General features: G+C 69.2%; 11 protein-coding genes. 4 read left to right on the top strand and 7 right to left on the bottom strand.

The features are described from left to right. Nucleotides 1–63 precede the first annotated feature (63 nt). Nucleotides 64–1,842 (bottom strand): carbamoyltransferase family protein, encoded by a 1,779-nt coding sequence (locus tag OV287_RS15125; RefSeq protein WP_267534719.1) that lies wholly within the window; start codon nucleotides 1,840–1,842, stop codon nucleotides 64–66. A 254-nt stretch (nucleotides 1,843–2,096) separates the two neighbouring features. Here OV287_RS15125 and OV287_RS15120 point away from each other — a divergent pair, with 254 nt between their 5' ends. Then, a complete protein-coding gene (locus OV287_RS15120) occupies nucleotides 2,097–2,885 on the top strand; it encodes a class I SAM-dependent methyltransferase (RefSeq protein WP_267534718.1) in 789 nt (262 codons plus the stop codon). A 39-nt stretch (nucleotides 2,886–2,924) separates the two neighbouring features. Here the strand turns inward: OV287_RS15120 and OV287_RS15115 are convergent, their stop codons facing one another. The 3 genes from OV287_RS15115 to OV287_RS15105 all read right to left on the bottom strand — a co-directional run bounded on the left by OV287_RS15115 (nucleotide 2,925) and on the right by OV287_RS15105 (nucleotide 8,745). Next, nucleotides 2,925–3,971 (bottom strand): ABC transporter substrate-binding protein, encoded by a 1,047-nt coding sequence (locus OV287_RS15115; RefSeq protein WP_267534717.1) that lies wholly within the window; start codon nucleotides 3,969–3,971, stop codon nucleotides 2,925–2,927. Nucleotides 3,972–4,283: 312 nt separating this feature from the next. Continuing rightward, complete coding sequence (locus OV287_RS15110; protein WP_267534716.1) at nucleotides 4,284–7,847, bottom strand: DUF2135 domain-containing protein; 3,564 nt, start codon at nucleotides 7,845–7,847, stop codon at nucleotides 4,284–4,286. Nucleotides 7,848–7,890: 43 nt separating this feature from the next. After that, nucleotides 7,891–8,745, bottom strand: coding sequence for an SDR family oxidoreductase (locus tag OV287_RS15105; protein ID WP_267534715.1), 855 nt, complete (start codon nucleotides 8,743–8,745; stop codon nucleotides 7,891–7,893). A 103-nt stretch (nucleotides 8,746–8,848) separates the two neighbouring features. Here OV287_RS15105 and OV287_RS15100 point away from each other — a divergent pair, with 103 nt between their 5' ends. Beyond that, nucleotides 8,849–9,316: a winged helix-turn-helix transcriptional regulator gene (locus OV287_RS15100; protein WP_267534714.1), complete on the top strand. Its 468-nt coding sequence runs from the start codon at nucleotides 8,849–8,851 to the stop codon at nucleotides 9,314–9,316. Nucleotides 9,317–10,017: 701 nt separating this feature from the next. Next, complete coding sequence (locus OV287_RS15095; RefSeq protein WP_267534713.1) at nucleotides 10,018–11,358, top strand: phthiocerol/phthiodiolone dimycocerosyl transferase family protein; 1,341 nt, start codon at nucleotides 10,018–10,020, stop codon at nucleotides 11,356–11,358. Nucleotides 11,359–11,377: 19 nt separating this feature from the next. Here OV287_RS15095 and OV287_RS15090 read toward each other — a convergent pair whose 3' ends face one another. After that, a complete protein-coding gene (locus OV287_RS15090) occupies nucleotides 11,378–12,631 on the bottom strand; it encodes a glycosyltransferase (RefSeq protein ID WP_267534712.1) in 1,254 nt (417 codons plus the stop codon). Nucleotides 12,632–12,829: 198 nt separating this feature from the next. On the opposite strand from OV287_RS15090, the gene OV287_RS15085 reads away from it, so the two are divergent. Then, nucleotides 12,830–14,566: a sigma 54-interacting transcriptional regulator gene (locus OV287_RS15085; RefSeq protein WP_267534711.1), complete on the top strand. Its 1,737-nt coding sequence runs from the start codon at nucleotides 12,830–12,832 to the stop codon at nucleotides 14,564–14,566. 143 nt (nucleotides 14,567–14,709) lie between these two features. Here the strand turns inward: OV287_RS15085 and OV287_RS15080 are convergent, their stop codons facing one another. Both OV287_RS15080 and OV287_RS15075 read right to left on the bottom strand, forming a co-directional pair. Next, nucleotides 14,710–16,782, bottom strand: a complete 2,073-nt coding sequence (locus OV287_RS15080; protein ID WP_267534710.1) for a DUF4215 domain-containing protein — start codon at nucleotides 16,780–16,782, stop codon at nucleotides 14,710–14,712. Nucleotides 16,783–16,968: 186 nt separating this feature from the next. Further along, on the bottom strand, nucleotides 16,969–17,925 hold the full coding sequence (locus OV287_RS15075; protein WP_267534709.1) for a restriction endonuclease: 957 nt from the start codon (nucleotides 17,923–17,925) through the stop codon (nucleotides 16,969–16,971). Between the last annotated feature and the right edge of the window lie 38 nt (nucleotides 17,926–17,963).

Raw genomic sequence — 17,963 nt, 5'->3', positions numbered from 1 at the left:
ACCTTCCCGCCTGACACCTTCCCGGGACACCTTCCCGGCGGAGGACACCTTCCCCGAGAAAAGTCATGCGCGCTTGCGGATCCACCACGGGCCCACGACGAGGGCATGGAGCCCGGTCGTGGCGAAGACCGTCAATACATCGGTCGCGCTGTGGGAGATCGGCTTGCCCATGACGTTGTAGGAGGTGTTGACGAGCATGGGAATGCCCGTGTGACGCTCGAACGCGCTGAGCAGCGCGTAGAAGAGGGCGTTCCGCTCCCGCGTGACGGACTGCAACCGCCCGGTACCGTCGAGATGCACCACCGCAGGGACGAGCGCCTTGACTTCTTCTCGGAAGGGGAGCGCTCGCTCCATGTACGGGCTCTCCTCGTAGCCCTGAAAGAACCGCTCGCCGTGCTCGTGCAGAATCGCCGGCGCCAGCGGACGGTACTGCTCGCGGAACTTCACGCGCCGGTTGATGATGTCGCGCATGTCTCCGCGCCGCGGGTCGGCCAGAATCGATCGGCTCCCGAGGGCGCGAGGCCCGAACTCAGCGCGCCCTTGGATCCATCCGATAATCTCGCCTCGAGCGAGGGCCGCGGCGGTGCGGTCGCACAGCTCCTGCTCGTCGTCGATGCGGACGGCGTCGAACGTCGCGAACGACAACGCGCGCTCGAGCTCATCGAGATCGATCGTGCTGCCGAGAAAGGGTGAGGCGATCGTCGGCTTCCGTGGGATGCGCCGCACCGCATGGCGCTCGTACAGCGCGGCGCCGAGCGCGTTGCCATCGTCGGCCGGGGCGCTTGGCACGTGGAGCCGGCGAAACCCGGTCTCGCGCACGATGCGCCCGTTCGCCGCCGAGTTGAGGGCGCAGCCGCCGCTGTAGGCAAGATCGTCGGAGATCCCCAGGGCATGCACGTTCTTCACGAGCGCCACGAGGGTGTCAGCGAAATAGTCCTGGAACGAGCGCGCCAGGTTCGCCGCCTGGAGGACGCCGGCCTCGCCGCGCCCGGGACGCAGCAGCGCGGACAGCTCGTCGACCCACGACGGGCCCAAGGCGAGCCTCACCTGGAGGCCGTCAACGTGGGTGCGATCGTGGAAGAACCGGTACAGCTCAGGCACGCGATGGCCATGCGCCGCCATGCCCATCACCTTCCACTCCTCGCCTTCCCAATACTGGAAGCCACACAGCTGGGTGACGGCGGCGTAGAGGAGGCCGAGGCTGTGGCTGGAGTCCGTCGACGACACGGACTGGAAGGTGTTGTCAGCGAACGAGAACACGTTGAGGCTCGAGCGCTCGCCCGCGCCATCGATGACGAGAGCCACACAGCGGTCAAAGGGTGACGTGTAGACCGCGTTGGCTGCGTGCGCCAGGTGGTGTGACACGGCGGCACGGTCGAGCTCGACGGGCGCGGTGCGGGGCACGACGGAGCGTAGCGATACTCCCGGGCCGGAGGGCAGCACTTCCCCGAGTGGCGGGTAGACGTGAGGGAACTCGCCCCGCAGGAGCCAGCCGAGCTGGAGCTCGGTCGTGGAGTCCCAGGCGGCGCTGCCGGCGACCATTGCGATGAAGCCATTGTCGGTGCCTGCGCGCGACAGCGTACGACGCAGGACGTCGAAGTCGTCATCGTCGAGCTGCCACGTGGTCCGGAGGGAAGCGCGCCGAAGGGCTGCGGTGTCGATGCCGACATGGCGCAGAGCCGCTCGGAGCGGTCGCCACGATGAGAACAGGCCCGCGCAGCCAAGCGCCCGCTTCACCTGCACATGCCGCTCGAACGCTTCGGCGAACACCCCGTCATCCGAACAGAGCGCAATCGCGCTGTCGTGTACGCCGTTGGCAAGGCCGACCACGAGATCCTTCACGTCTCCACCTTCTCTTTCCCTACGTCACTCAAGCGCCCGCCCTCAGCTGGCATTGCTGGAGCCGTGCCAATGAGAGCGAGCCCGTACTGGGGAAGATAAGCCCAAGACACGCCAGCACTGGCGTACTTCCGGTACGGCAGAACGCGATCGGCCTTTCAAGAGCGTCCACGTCCGGCCGCGATCCTGACGCGTCAATTGACGCGTCAATTCGCAGATTGTTTTCGCTCGCCTGGCCAACCTACCATCCGAGGAACATGCACGCACGTGCCACGACCCTCTCGTGCCCCGCCTGCCGCGCCGCCGATGCCCGCGAGGTGTTCCGAAAAGAGTTCAACGTCTCGTGCAACTGCTACTTCGAAGGTCGACGCCTGTATCCCGCCAACGAGGGGCGCGTCTCGTACGTCGAGTGCTTGGGCTGCGGCTTCTTGTGGACCCCCGAACTCCACGGCTGGGATCCCCAGACGTTCAAGCGGCGCATCTACAACGAGGAGTATGGTTTGGCGGACCCGCCCTTCGAGATCGAGCGGCCGACGAGGCTGGCGGCGTGGGTGGCGCGGTTCGCGCGGCCAGGCATGCGTGTCCTGGATTACGGTGGGGGCGAGGGCTTGCTCGCACGCAGCCTGCGAGAAGTGGGTATCGACGCGGTGAGCTGGGACCCCTTCTATGACTCGAGCGGGAAACCCGCTGGGTCCTTCGACCTTGTGACCTGCTTCGAGGTGGTCGAGCACGTGCCCGACCAGCGCCGACTGTTCTTCGAACTGGCCAGCCTCTCCCGAGGCGGCGTCTGCGTTTTCTTGACGCTCATCCGCCCGGAGCGCGTTGAAGGCGACTGGTGGTACGCCAGCCCGCGCAACGGACATATCAGCCTGCACTCGGCGACCAGTCTGAGGCGGGTCTGCGAAGACGTGGGGCTCGCGCTCCGCAGCTTCAGCAGCGAAGTGCACGCGATGGCGCAGACACCGTCGCAGCTCGCCACGCTCGACCTTCCTCCCGTGACGGTCAGCGGCACGCCGGAGCATCAGCTCGACTCACAGAGCCGGTAGCCCAGGCCTGGGTGCTCCGTTTTGAGGCCTGGCTGGAGCTCAGCGCGGAGCGGCCGCGGCGCCCATGAACTCCGGCAGCAGGAACTCGTCCACCGGCGGGGCCTTCTCGATGACTCCCAGCTCCGCGAGCTGCTGACCCAGCTGCTCCCAGCGCTCGCGGCTCATCGCCCCAAGCCCTCGGGCCTTCGTCTCCTCCGTCTCGATGAGGGGCTTCTGAGCCTCGGCCGCCGCCGCGAACGTCTCCGCGTCCATCGTCGTGTTCAGCTTACCCATCACCGCGTTGGCCGGCCCCGGGGTGTCCAGGTACGCCCGCCACCCCTCGCGCACCGCCTCCACGAAGGACTTCACCCGCTCGGGCTGCTCCTTCCATACCTGCCGCCGGGTGAAGACCACGGCCCCGTAGGGATTGAAGCCCTCGTCCGCCACCAGGAACACCGTGGGCTGGACTCCCTGCCGCTTCGCGGCGATGGGTTCCGAAGTGATGAAGCACTGCTGCGCGAAGTCCTTGTCCACCACGAAGCGCGCCACGCCGCCGTCGTAGGGCACCACCTTCACCTTGTCGAAACCATACTTTTTCTTGAGGAAGGCCGCGTACGGAAGGCCTGACTCCAGCGCTACCGTGCCCGACTTCAGCACGTCCGCGATGCCCTTCGCTCCTCGGGAGGCGTGGGCCATGATGGCCTGCGGCGACGTCTGGTACACCGCGAACAGCGGTAGCACATCCAGGCCTCGGACCCGCGCGGTGAGGAGCTCATCCGCTCCCGCGATGCCGAACTCCACCTGCCCGGTGGCCACCATCTGCATCACCGGCACGCCGGCCCCGCCGCCCATGATCTCCACGTCGAGCCCGTGGCGGGTGAAGGCCCCCGTCTCGCGGGCCGCGTAGAAGCCGCCGAACTCGGGCTCTGGCACCCAGTTGAGCGTCAGCTTCACCTTCGCCGGGGTCGGCGTCGGAGTCAGTTGTGGGGTGCTGGCTGCCGTGGCGGGCTGGGGAGCCGGCTTGGGCTCTTCCTTCTGACGCGAGCAGGCCCCCGCTACCGCGAGAAGCACCGCACAGCCCAGCAATCCAACGAGGCGTCCTTTCACGTGTATTCCCTCCCGAACAACACCAGGCCCAGCACCGAGGCCGCCAGCACCGCAGCGAACAACAGCTCCGTGCAGGGCTGACGGTATGCGACCAGCACGAGGATTCCCAGTCCCGCGGCATCCTCGGAGGAGCCAGCGACGAGCTCGCTCCTCGGCGAGGAGCTCTGCGGTCATCGCATCCACCAAACGACGGAGCCACGGATCGATCGGCATCGGCAGGCGATGCTTCTCGATCGAAACCGTCGCGAGCTCGTCGAGGAGCACGCTCATCAGGCGCGCGTCCGGTCTTAGACCGCCACGCGGAGCACGTGCCTATTCCTCCTTGTGGTACCCGGCGGGCTTCACTCCCTGGACGGCCACGAGTTCCTCGCGCCGCAGCATCAGGTAGGCCTTTTCCTTGGGAAGGATGCGCAGCTGGAAGCGCCGCTCGTAGGTGTCTTCCTTGCCAAAGACGTTGTGGTCCGTCACCAGCAGCAGGGCGGTGGGCACGACGCCTCGCTGGGAGCGGCTGCCGTAGTAGTGCACCATCACGTGGTAGGTCCCCTGGGATGCCTTGCGCGCGTGGTACAGCTCCGGGCCCAGGCCGTCCGTCACGTCCCAGTAGAGCTCTCCCCCCAGGCTCGTCCGTTTGTGATCGTAGGCGCACTTCTCCCCATTGGGTTCCACCACCCATAGGTCGATGTCCGTCGAGTCCGAGTTCCAATGGGTGGTGAGCTGGTAATCGATGAGGCCGGCGGAGCCATTCGTCATCTTCCGGCTCACCGAGAGCAGACGGCCCAGGAGCGCGTCGGTCTCCGCCTTCAGCCGGGGGTGCTTCGCCAACGCCGCGAGCATCCGCGCGTAGTGCCAGGCGGCCACCGTCTTCACCTCGTGCTCGCGCCGGGGCCAGTCGCGGGCGAGGACGATCTCCCAGTTGCGCGCCGCCTCCGCGGGCCGCCCCGCCGCGTCCAGCGCCAGGGCTTCCTCCAGGTAGGCCTGGGGCTCGAAGGGGCGGGTGAGCCGCACGTGCTCGAAGAGCTCCGTGGCGGCCGGGTATTGCCCGAGCGCCAGCAGGCCATAGCCGACGAGCCGCAGCGCCTCCGCGTCCTGGGGGCGCAGTTCCACGGGAGAGGAGAGCGCGCGCACCGCGCCCCACGTGTCCCCAGCGAAGGCCCGCTTGCGCGCCACCGCCTCGTACACCATCACGTCGTCCTTGTTGGCCCGCCGGGCCTTGCGGTACGCGAGCTCCGCCGCCACGCGCTCGTCGCCGCCCGCGTAGGGTGCATCGTGCAGGGGCTGGGCCTTCATGCGCGAGCCCAGCTCCGCCTGCTTCGCCTCCAGCATCTGGAGGAGCGTGCGGCCCGCCTCGGGCACGTCCTCGAGCGACAGCCCCAACAGCTCATCGCGCCGCTGGTCCTCCTGCCGCTTGCGCAGAGCCTCCAGGTCACCCAGGTCCAGCTGCTCGTTCGCGATGGCGTAGCGCGTGTAGTCCCGCTCGGATTCCAGCACCAGCATCGAGGCACGGGCATTGGTCAACCGGTAGTGCTGGCTGAGGGCGACGATCATGTTGTCGAGCTTCACGTCTTCCAGCGCCACGAGCCGGGCCACGAACAGCTCCGCCCACGCCCGAGGGGCGAACAGGTCCCCTCGCGATCCGAACTCGACGCGCAGAGGCACCTCCAGGGTGCGCTCCTCGTCGCCCTGGCGGGTCACCACTTCCAGCGTCACGGGGGCAAAGAGGGGAAGCCGTCCCGCCACCTGCAACTCCTGTCCGGGGTAGACGAGGTGCGGCCGGCCCGCCACCACCAGGTCCTTCGCGCCACCGCCGCCCTTCACCGTCACCCGCGCGAGCTCCACCGCGCCCTGCCGGTGCGCGTGCGCCGCCGCGTCCACCTCCGCGCCGGACAACACGTTCACCACCCGGCCCCGGCCCGAGCGCGCCAGCGCGTCGAACAGCTCCTGGTTCACCGCCGTCTCGCCGAAGCGGTAGCTCACCCAGCGCAGCGTCTCCGCGACGGGGTGGCGGGAGATGAGCGAGTCCACGTGGCTCTGTCCCCAGGTGACGTTTCCATCCGACAGCAGGAAGGCCGTCACCCGCTCCCCGGGCGCAGCGGGCTTGAGCCACTCCCTGCTGGCCCGGTCCAGTTCCTTGAGCACGCCATCCACGTGCGAGGCGCCTTCCAGGAAGATGCGCTCCAGCTCGGCGAAGGTCTCCTCGCGCGCCTCCGGGGTGTTGCGCCGGAAGCCCGTGCCGTGCAGCCAGCGCGGCCGCACGTCGAAGAGCAGCACCGCGTATTCGCTCAGGCTCTCGTCCTTCTCCAGGAGCGCGCGCAGGAGCGCGCCCTGGAGCGACCAGGCATTGCCCTCCTCCACCGACAGCGAGGTGTCCACCACCAGCACCGCGCGTCCCGTGCGCGCGCCAGCGGAGCTGGTGGTGAGCCGCTCGGGCAGCCGCACCCGCGAGAAGAAGGCCGGTCCGGCGAGCCCCGCGGGATCCACGCCGATCAACGTGTCCGCGTGGGCGTCCGGGGGAGCGATCGCCACGTCCAGCGAGCCATCCCCGCTCAGCGCGGACCAGTCCCACTTGCGCCACATCTCGAGCTGCTTGGACTCGGCCGTCTCCGGGCTCACCGTCACCGAGGTCGCGTGCCGGGGGTCCACGTGCACCCGCGCCGACACCTTGAGCGCCTTGCCGGCTCCCGGTGGGAGCGGCCATGTGTAGCGCAGCTGCTGTCCGTCGAAGACGAGCGTCTGCTCGTAGGCGATCACCACCCGCTTGAGGGAGTGGGGCGGCAGCGGGAAGACGCGCGCGCTGAACGTGGAGCCACCCGCCCACTCCAGGAGCGCCGGGTCCACCTGCTGGCGCACCACGTCCTCGTAGACCTGGCGCGCCCGCTTCTGCTCGACGACGCGCGCCTCCTGCACCGAGCCCCAGGGTTGTTTCTCACCGGGCGGGGCCGCAGCCACGAGCTGGCCCATGTCCCCCGTGTCCCCCAGGGGCGGCAGCAGCCGCGAGGACTGGAAGAGCGAGGGCGAGTCCACCGCCATGGAGCCCGAGTACAGCGCGAAGCCCGCCACCGTCGCGCCTCCGGGCAGCGGCGAATAGAAGGTGCCCTCCAGCGCGCGCGCGGTGTTGTTCTCGAAGAGGTAGTCCACCACCGTGCGCGCACGGGGGCCCTGGATGTACGTCACCACGCGCACCTCGCGCGCCTGGAGGGGCTGGTAGCGTCCCTGGGTGTCCTGCACCAACACCTTGGCCATGCGGGGCGCTGACTCCACCTTGGGTAGCACCGTTCGGGGTGGGGGCGCATCGCCCTTGGACGATGCCGCCCCGCCGAATACGCCCGAGCCGTAACCCTTCCCTCCTCCACCCCCGGAGGTGCCCTTGATGATCTGAATGATTTCCCGCCGCTTCTGCTCCAGCCGGCGATAGGGACGAGGCGCGGGTTCCGGCACCTCCGCCAGGGCGTCGTTCTCCTCCTCGGCGCCCTGGTCATTCCGAGCGTCGTTGGCGGCGTTTCGTTCCGCGTCGGCTCGCTCCTGGGCCTTTCGGGCATCGCGCAGCAGCTTCTCGATGTCCTTCTGGGTCATCCGCACAGGGTCGGCCACGGCGTCCCGGAGGGCGGGCACGTCCACGCTCCCTGGCTCCGGTGTGCCGGACACGGTGGCGGGCACGGTGAGTCCGGCCTTGGCGAAGGCAGGCGGCGGCGTTTCCCGAGTCGCCTGGCGCAGTTCGGTCGGGTGCGACTCCGGAGGCGGGGTCGTGTCCACAGGGGCCTTGTCCGGAGTCTTGTCGACGGCCACGGGCGGCGCCTGGGGGGGCGTTTCGCGCTGGCAGCCCGCCAGCAGGAGGAAGGCGAGGAGGACTCCAGGGAGTGGAGCTCGTGGAAGGGACATGGGTCCCCAGGCTACTCCACTCCTCTTTCTGGCAAGGTAGATCTCAGCGCGTGAGCGCCACGGCCACCGCGTCCGCGAGCGGCGTCGTGGCACGGCCGATGAGACGGCGCAGATCACCCGATGTGTCGTTCAGCTCGCCGCGAGACGCACCGACGTCCGAGTCCGCCAATATCCCGGCGAAGGGCCCCGGCACACCGGCGCCCTCCAGCACGCCCTTGTACTGCTCGGGCGGCAGGTCCTCGTACACAATCGCCTTGCCCGCCTTGCGTGACACCTCGGCGGCCAGCTCCGCCATCGTGAACGCGGGGTCTCCCGCCAGCTCGTACACCTTGTTCTCATGGCCCGAGCCGGTCAGCACCGCGACCGCCGCCGCCGCGTAGTCCGCCCGGGTGGCCGCGGCGATCCGGCCCACGCCCGCGCTGCCCACGATGGCACCATGTGCCAGCGCAGGCCCCAGGTTCTCCGTGTAGTTCTCCGTGTACCAGCCGTTGCGCAGGAACACGTACGGCACCCCCGAGGCCCGGATGATTTCCTCGGTGGCCTTGTGCTCCGCGGCCAGCGCCAGCCGCGAGCGGTCCGCGTGCAGGATGCTCGTATAGGCCAGCAGCTTCACTCCGGCCTTCCGGGCCGCCTCCACCACCGCCTGGTGCTGCGCCGCCCGCTGCCCGACCTCGCTGGAGGAAATGAGCAGCACCTTCTCCACTCCCGCGAACGCCGGCCCGAGCGTCTCCGGCTTGCCGTAGTCCGCCTTGCGGACCTGGACGCCGCGTGCGCTCAGTTCCGCGGCCTTCTCGGGGTTGCGCACGGCCGCGATGACCTGGCTGGCGGGGACCTTCTCGAGCAGCTTCTCGAGGACGAGACGGCCGAGCTTTCCGGTGGCTCCAGTGACGAGAATCATGGGGTGTTCCTTTCCTGGCGTGAGGACTTCGTCGAAACGCAGGACACACCCTAACGGCCATACTTACTTTTCGTAAGTACCTACCTTCAGGTAAGCTACTGTCATGACAGCGAGCAAGCAACCCAAGCACCAGCGCAAGTCGATGGCGAAGTGGGCCGAGCAGCGGGGCAATCTCTACGCCGCCGCGTGCCCCTCCCGTGGCGTCCTGGACCACGTCACCAGCCGCTGGGGCGTGCTGGTGCTCCTGGCCCTGCTGGAGGGCACGCACCGCTTCAGTGAATTGCGGCGGAAGGTGGGGGGCGTGAGCGAGAAGATGCTCGCCCAGACGCTCCACGCGCTGGAGGAGGACGGCTTCGTCGTCCGCGAGGTCTTCCCCGTGATTCCTCCCCGGGTGGACTACAGCCTCACTCCCATGGGCCAGGAGGTCGCCACGCACATCGAGGCCCTCACCTACTGGATTGAGGACAACCTGCCCCGCGTCTTCGCCGCGCGAGCCCAGCACGCCGCCCGGAAGTCCGCTCCCGCGAGCGGGGGAGCGGGACGGGCCGGAAGACGCGAGCCCGCCGTCTGAGAGGAGGCGGGCGCCGGTTCAGAGGCTCGTGCACGCGCCTCCCTCGGGCACAAGGCGCGCGCACGAGCCGCCTCCCCAGCTCCCGGGCATCGTGAAATTATAGCTCTGACAGTAGAGGCCTCGCTGACAGGCGCGATGGAGAGGGGTGCTTCCACCCCCCGTGCTGAGGCAGGGTTCACCTTCCGCCCCGGCGGTCGTACAGGTGTTCGACCGGTCGTCATTGGCGTTGCAGAAGCTCAGGTCCGCCTTGCAAACATTCAAGTCCCCGCAGGGTTCGCCCGGACCACACATGGGCACGCAGGTTCCGCCTGGCGAGTCGGAGCAGGCGAGGCCGCGCGTGCACTGATATGAGTATTGACAGGCTTCTCCTTCCGCGTGCAGGGGCTCGCACAGGAAGGTCGTGCGATTGCAGAGCACGTCTCGAACGCACGGTACGGTCGAGCCATAGGACTCACCCACCTGGGCAGGAGCCGCACACGTTCCGTTCAACAAAAAGCTCGGAGGGCGGGTCGCCACGGCGCTCTGAACGAGCCCATGGCCAGAGGGCAGCCGTGGGTTGTGGAGAAGGCCGGGAGCCCGAGCGGCGTGTAGAGATCGTCATTCCCGTGGTGGGCGGGACAGGTATACTGAAACCTGAATCGCCATTCACATCGGGTCGTATGGCGCGGCGCGGCACAACATCCTTGCGCGGAGGTCATCCCATGAGTGCCTTGCCTCTACCTTCAACGAGCTCGGAGTCGTCCGCGGCCTGGCGCCGCCCCTTGGGACTTGCGGAGTGTCTCTTCTGGCAGATCGACCGGGTCATCTGCGGCAACTTCGTGGCCTACGCGGAGCTCACCGGTACCGTCGCGGAGGAGGAGCTCGCGCGGGGGCTCGCGGCGCTCATCGAGGCGCACCCCATCCTGCGGGCGCGCATCGTCGAGGATGCCGCGGTGGGTCGTCCCTGCTTCGAGGCGGTGGAACCGGCCCCGCCGGAACTGGTGCGGGTCGAGCCGAAGCACCTGCGCACCCACTGGCTGCACGAGCTGGATCGAACCTTCGAGGAAGGAAGTGCGCCCCTGTTCCGGGCGCACGTGTCCGGTGACGGTGCGCGGACGTGGGTGGGCCTGACGTTCCATCACGCCATCGCCGACGGCCGTTCGAGCGCGAGGCTGCTGGCGGAGCTGATCCGCTTCCTGGACCAGGGCGTCGCGCCGAGCCCCAGCGCGCCGCCGCCCGCCCAGGAGTCGTTCTATCGCCCCGAGGCCTTCGGCGCGCCGGACAAGGCCCAGCACTTCGCCAGGGTGGTCGCGGACATCCGGGCCCGGGCCCAGACGCTGGCGCCCGGCAACGTGGTTCCAGGCCTGTGCGAGGAGCTGCGCCTGACGCGGGAGAATGGCCACCACGAGCTGGAGCTGACCCCCGAAGAGACCGAGGCCCTGGTCCAGGCCTGCCGGCGCAACGGCGCGACGGTCCACGGCGCCCTGGGCGCGGCCTGGCTGGGGGCGCTGCACGCGGAGTTCCTGCCCCCGGGGCAGCCGGTGGTGCTGTCGCTCGGCTCGCCCGTGGACCTGCGCGGCGCGCGCCACAGCCCCACGAACACCGAGGATGTCGCGGTGCGACTGTCGGGCGTGGTCAGCCGCATCCGCGTGAGCAACCACGAGCCGTTCTGGGAGCTGGCCCGCACCGTGACGCAGGACGTCCGGCAGCAGGCGGAGCTGGGCAATGCCCACCTCCTGCACGAGCTGGTCTACGCGCAGACCCCGCCGAGCCTGGCGAAGGAGAGCGGCACCGCGCTCATCGAGGGGATGATGCGATTTCCCTGGAACAGCGTCATCACCAACGTCGGGCGACTGGCCCCGCCGGAGCCCGGACGGAAGCTGACGCTCCAGGGCCTGGGCTTCCTGGGCGGGCCGATGCCGAACCAGGCGGTGGTGATGTCGGTCAGCACGTGTGGGGGGCTGCGCGCCCACACTGTTTATGACCGGCGGAACATCACGCCGGCCCGGGCCGAGTCGCTCCTGAGTCGCTTCGAGCAGCGGCTGCGGGCCGCCATTGGATGAGGTGCCTGGTGCAGTACGTTCATCGCACGCCCTCGATGACCCGCACCGCATGGGCCACGCCGTCCTCGGCGCGGATGAGCGCTCCGAGCTGCTCGGCCCGCTCACGCAGCCCGGGCCGGTCCGTGGCGGAGATGGCCGCCGCGAGGTTCTCCGCCGTGAGCTGCTTGCGAGGAATCGGGCCCGGCGCCACGCCGAGCTGTTCCATGCGCCAGCCCCAGAAGGGCTGATCACCCAGGAACGGCACGGTGACCATGGGTACGCCCGCGCGGAGCGCCGCGGCCGTGGTGCCGGCACCGCAGTGGTGCACGACGGCCGACATCCTGGGGAAGAGCCAGTCGTGCGGCGCCGAGTCGAGGAAGTGCACGGTGTCGGGCAGGGCGCTCCGATCCAGCGCGCCCCAGCCCGCCGCCAGCACCGCGCGCCGGCCGTTCAGCGCGCGGACGACGAGCCGGCTCGTCTCCACCGGGTCGAAACCGCCCATGCTGCCGAAGCCGACGTACACGGGCGCCGGCCCGGCCCCGAGGAAGTCGGTCAGCGCCGCCGGGGGCTTCCAGGTGCTGGCCCCGTCCAGGAACCAGTAGCCGGTGACCTTGATGAGATCCGGCCAGTCCGGCGGCGGCGGGACGACCACGGGCGAGAAGCCGTAGAGGACCGGCCAGCGATGCTTCAACATGACGTGGCCGGGATGGACGAGCGACCAGGGCCCCAGCCCCAGCACCTTGCGGCGCGCCTGGTTGACCATGCGGCGGAAGCTGAGCCAGACGAGCTGCCGCATCGCCACGTGCAGCGAGTGGTTGACCACGCCCGGAAGGGGACGACGGGGCGGGGGAATGAGCGGCGGCGGGAACCGGCCGGTGGGGGACACGGGCTGCAGGCCCGCGCCGATGGCGGGAATGCCCAGCTTCTCCGCGATGGCCAGGCCGATGAAGAACCCCAGGCCAATCGCGATGACGGCGTCGCTGCCCCGGGCCGCGGCGAGGAACTGCTCGGCCCAGGACTCCGAGTGGTCGATGGCGAGGCGGGCCATCATGCGCGAGAGCTCCGCCGGGTTGAGGCCGCGAGTGAAGAGCGCCTCCATCTCCGAGCTGGCCGTGGTGGCTCGGATGTCCCCCGAGAGCGGCTTGAAGACGATGCCGCGCCCCTCGGTGAGCGGAGCGAACGCCGGGTCAGCCACCAGCACCGGCGTGTGGCCCGCCCGGGCGAGGCCCTCGGCCAGCGCCACCAGGGGACGGACGTCTCCCTCCGTACCGAACGTGATGATCGTGATGCGCATGGCACATGAATATGACATCACTTTCAACTTCGCGGCGGACATTTCCCCCCTGCGGGATTCGAACCCGTTGGGGAAGAAGAACGTCGCGTGCGGGTACCGCTTCGCCGCGTCGAGGGCGTGCCCGGTGACGAAGAGGAGATGGCCTCCATCGCGACGTAGATGGCGGGTGGTCGCGGGCCCGATAGACTCATCCGTCGCATGTCGGTATTCCTCGTCCTTCCCGATGGCCGCCGCCTTCCGCTGACCAAGCCCGTGATGTCCGTGGGCTCCGATTCCGCCTGCGACGTCGTCCTCGATGCGTCCGGGGTGAAGGCCAGTCACGCCCTGCTCTTCCGCGACGCGCGCGGTTGGTCCGTATCTCCCGCGAGCAGGGGCTGTGAGGTGCGCGTGCGCGGCAAGCGCGTGGAGCTCGCCCCGCTCTCCCCGGGAGATACCTTCTCCGTGGGCAGTGCCCTCCTCACCCTCGCCTCCTCCGAGCAGGCCCAGGCTCCAGGGGTGGCCCCGCCCACGGCCACCTCACGCGGGCGGCTCGTCTCCGTCCTCGCGGGCTTCGCGTCCCGGCTGCTGGTGCAACGCCCTCCCGCGGAGCTGCTGGAGACGGCCATGCGCGGGCTCGCGGAGGCGACAGGCGCGGACGTGGGCTTCCTCGTGTCGGCGGAAGGCACGCGGCGCCACGTGCTGTGCGCCACCGGGCCCGTACCGGAGGCGGCGGTGGTGGACAGTCTGGTGGATCGGGTGGTGGCCTCAGGAGCACCCGTGCTGGTACCGGACGTGGCCGCGGACGCGGTGCTGGCCGGAGCGCCGAGCGTCGTGGCCCTGCGCCTCACCTCCGCACTGGTATTGCCCTTGCGCGCGGAGCCTGCGCCGCTCTCGGCCGTGTACCTCGGACGGCGCGTGGGCAGCGCCCCCTTCTCCGCCGTGGAGCTGGAGGAGGCCCTGGCCCTCTCCGCGCTGGCGGCGATGCTGCTGGCCACCTCGCGAGAGCTGACGGAGCTGCGAGCACAGGTGGACAACCTCACGCAACGAATCGAAGCAGCCACCTTCGAGGGCCTCATCGGCGAGTCGCGCCCCATGCGCGAGCTCTACCGGCAGGTGGAGCGGCTGGGTCCCACCTCGCTCAACGTGCTGCTCCAAGGCGAGACGGGCACGGGCAAGGAGTGGGTCGCGCGGGCGCTGCACCGGCGCAGTGGACGGCGCGGGCGGCTGGTGGCCATCAACTGCGCGGCGCTGCCCGAGTCCCTCATCGAGCGGGAGCTGTTCGGCCACGCGCGCGGAGCCTTCTCGGGCGCGGGGTCGGACCGGCCGGGACTGGTGGAGGCGGCGGACGGGGGAACGCTCTTCCTCGACGAAATCGGGGACATGCCGTTCGCCCTCCAGTCGAGGCTGCTGCGGGTGGTGCAGGAGCGGGAGGTGACGCGGTTGGGAGAAAACCACCCGCGCAAGGTGGACATGCGCGTCATCTCGGCCACGCACGAGCCGCTCGAGACATTGGTGGAGAAGGGAGCCTTCCGGGCGGACCTCCTCTTCCGGCTGGAGGAGGTTCGAGTCGACGTGCCGCCCTTGCGCGAGCGTGGCGACGACGTGCTGCTCATCGCCCACCATGTGCTGACCCAAGAGGGCCGACGCGCGCGGGGCTTCACCCAGAAGGCCACCGAGGCGCTGCGGGGCCACCCCTACCCCGGCAACGTGCGGGAGCTGGTCTCGCGGGTGCGGCGCGCGGCGATTCTTGCCTCGGGAGAGCTCCTCGGCCCGGAGGACCTGGAGCTGGGCGGAGACGATGCGCCCCTCACTCCTCTGGACGAGGCCCGCGACGCCTTCGTTCAACGGTATGTGCGCGAGGCCATCACCCGCAGTGGAGGGAGCAAGAAGGAGGCGGCACAGGCGTTGGGGATCGGCCTGCGCTCGCTGTTCCGCTACCTGGGCGAAGGGGACTGACACGCGTGTCCCCTCGGGAGGGCCCTCGCGCGTGCCAGCTCTGGCACGTTCCTCCCGCGCCGGAGGGCCTTCCCGGGACTCCCAAGTCGGCTCGAGGGGCTTCGGGTTGGCGTCCTACGGGTCAACCTCCACAGGCCGGCGGCTCAGATGGGCCCCGTAAGGTGAAGGACGGCCGTGCACGTTGCGTTGCACCTCACACAGGTCGGGGTGCCCGCCGGGCATTGCGTCTCCGTGACGCTGTTGCCGTCATCACAGACCTCACCGCTGCTGACGATTCCATCACCGCAATACGGCCCCGTGAGGTTCAGCCTCGCCGAGCAGGTCGCACTGCACGCGGTGCAGGTGGGAGTACCGTAGGGGCACTGCGTCTCCGTGACGGTGTTGCCGTCGTCACAGGCCTCGCCCGCCGCGGAGTTGGTGAGCGCGTCACCGCACATGGCCATCGTGCAGTCCGCGTCGCAGTAGGCCGAGTTCCCGCCCGTGTCGCACTGCTCCCCGGCCGCCGGGTTGAGGAAGTGGTCACCACAGGCGCTCACCGTGCAGTCCGCGTCGCAGCTCACCGAGTTGCCTCCCGTGTCGCACTGCTCGCCTCGCGGGGTGTTGACGTAGTGGTCTCCGCAGAAGGGGATGGTGCAGTCCGCGTCGCAGCTCGCGCTGTCGCCGCCACCGCTGTTGTCACACTGCTCCCCGGCACTGACGTTCACCTGTCCATCGCCACAGATGCGCGCCGTGCAGTCCGCGTCACAGCTCGGCGACTCGCCCGCCGTATCGCACTGCTCGATACGAGGCGACGCCCCATCCACGTAGCCGTCCCCGCACATCGCCAGCATGCACCCGGCGACGCAGTCGTCCCCGTTGTCGCTGTTGCCGTCATCACAGGCCTCGCCCTCGTCGAGCATGCCGTCACCGCAGAAGCTCGCCGCGCAGGCCGGCAGTCCCGAAAAGGAGAAGGACGTCGTCGTCGACAAGCCGAGCGCGTTGGACACCGTGGCGGTGATACGCGGCGAGACACCCGCCGGCACGCAACCCGGAGCCGTCCACAGCACCTCGCTGGTGCCGGCCGTGTGCGCCGGCGCCGACAGGATGCCGGTGGCCGCCTCCCAGGAGAAGGTGAGCGCGCTGCCCTGCGGATCCTCCGCCTTCACCCCCAGGGTGACACTGCCCCCGGGCCCCACGGACGGAGCGGAGCGCCAGGCCTCCACGATGCGCGGGGGAAACCTCGCCGTCGGCTTCGAGCCCACGCACAGCGAGAAGGTCCCTCGGCCCTGTCCTCCCCGGCCGTCCTTCGCCACCACCGTCAGCGCGCAGTTGGGGCACGTCTCGCCCGCGGGCTGGGCGCTCGGGGTGAACCGGGCCGTCGCGCTCGTCCCCTCGGCCCACGTCCCCGCGCACGAGGCCGTCCACTCGTAGCTCAGCACGTCTCCATCGCTGTCCGAGGCCGTGGCCACCACCGTGGTCGTCTCCCCCACCTCCACCCCGCTCGGGGTGGCGTTCACCCGGCTCACCTGAGGCCAGGTGTTGAGGCGCACCTCGACCTCGGCGCTCCCGGCGTCCGCCACGGTGACGGTGAAGCCGAGCGTGGCCGAGGCCCCGTGCGGGTCCGTGACCGTAAAGGTGAAGGTGACAGGGCCCGCCGCGGCCGGGGCAGTCCACGTCGTGGAGGCACTCGAGGCCGAGGCGAAGCTGCCCGCCGAGGCCGTCCAGGCGTACGTCAAGGTGTCTCCCGCGTTCACGTCCCGCACCGTGACATTCAGGGAGACTCTCCCTCCGGGCGCCACCAGGTTGGGAGCCACCGTCAGCGAGGTGATGGAGGGCGCCGCGTTCTCGAAGGGCGGCGGCTCGGACACCTGCTGCAGGAGGATGGACACGAGCGTCGTCTTCCCCGCGAGGATGGTGACGTCGGTGGCCTGCCCCGCGTAGAGCCGGGTGCCCGAACCATCCAGCGCCTCAGCCGAGAAGGTGCGCAGAGTGCCGGCCGGAAGCTCGTGGAGCGTGCCACGCCAGGTGCTCCCCGACAGCGCCAGGGACACGGTGCGCGGAGACATGTCGGCCGCGCTCACCGTGACGCGCACCTCGGCGATGTCCCCCGCGGACAGGGACTGGGGGAGCGAGCCCACCACCTCCACGGAACCCACGGTGACTTCCGGTGTGCAGGCCGCGAGGGCCAGGAAGAGCAATCCGAGGCCCAGGTGGGTCCGGAGGGAGATTCGAGACACGTGAGACTCCTGCGTCGTACAGGGGCGTTGCGCCCGTTCTGGCCTCGACTCTAGCCGGTCACCCCGCACGGGCGCATGCCCGCCGGCGGGTTCACCCTCCCGCTCCCGTTTGCCGCTCCCGCCCGCGCTCGCCTTGGACAGCAACAGAGTCCTTTGCCTGCTTCCCCGGCGTACCCGTGAGTAGGCCTACGACACCTTGCGGATGAGCCAATCGGAGAGGCCCGCGTCCACCACAAGGCGCGCCAGGTCGTCGGGACCGATCACCCTCACCCGTGCATCGTCGGTGGTCACGGCCCCGGTGTGGAACACGAAGAACATCTGGTCATAGTGGTCTTCGATCTGCTCGACGTACCGGGCAAGCTCGGCTTGCGATGTCTTCGATTTGATCTGCACGAACGCTCGCTCGCCGGTGACGGGAAGTTCCAGGTCGAGGTCGATGGTCTTCTGGACCCCTCCCACAACCCCCACCCTTCGATAGCCGCTGGCTCCGAACACCAGTTCAACGAGCAGCTCGAAATCCTTGGGTCCGAGTAGGCGCAGCAGGGGGACTATCGCTCGCCGCATCGCTTCTCTCGCGGCCAGCGCCTGCTCTACCTCGGGCGTCTTGATGCCCTTGAGCCGCTTGATCACGTACTCCGACGCGCGCACCTGGCAGGAGGTCCCGCGATAGGACGCAAGCTGCGTTAGAGCCCCGGAGAGCACATCCTTCGTCAGTCGCTCACTTTTGATGTCCGTGCACTTCCACCCGCCTCTGAGCCGTCGCCAAACACCATTGCCATCCTCATGCAGGAACGGCGGCTCGCGGGTCACGAAGCCCCAGTACAAGGTTTGGCCCATGAAAGTGATCCAAAGCGTAGAGCCGTCGTCTTCGAAGAAGTGGCGGCTCTCGTTCGTGAAACGGGTGGCAACCCCTTTCTCCAAACCAGCTGCGAGGAACGCTTGCGTGAGTTCACTCCATTTTCCCGACTTGGAGAGGGCAATCATCTTGGAAGCGCGGGAGTTGAAGCCGTAGCGAACGATACCGAGCTTGAGGCACTCGGCTTCCCATCCGCCAGCCTTGCCGAGCTTGATGTAGCGCACTGAGCTGACGCGGTTCAGGGCTTTGGCGTCGGCAGTGAAATCAGTGGATGTGAGCTTACTCACGGGTTCATTGCCTCGTATAGGAAGGGCGGCGCTGACTC

This window comes from Archangium lansingense (assembly GCF_026626635.1).
Taxonomy (GTDB): domain Bacteria; phylum Myxococcota; class Myxococcia; order Myxococcales; family Myxococcaceae; genus Archangium; species Archangium lansingense.
The sequence above is the reverse complement of the archived record's forward strand: the minus strand, read 5'-3'. Positions and strand labels throughout refer to the sequence as shown.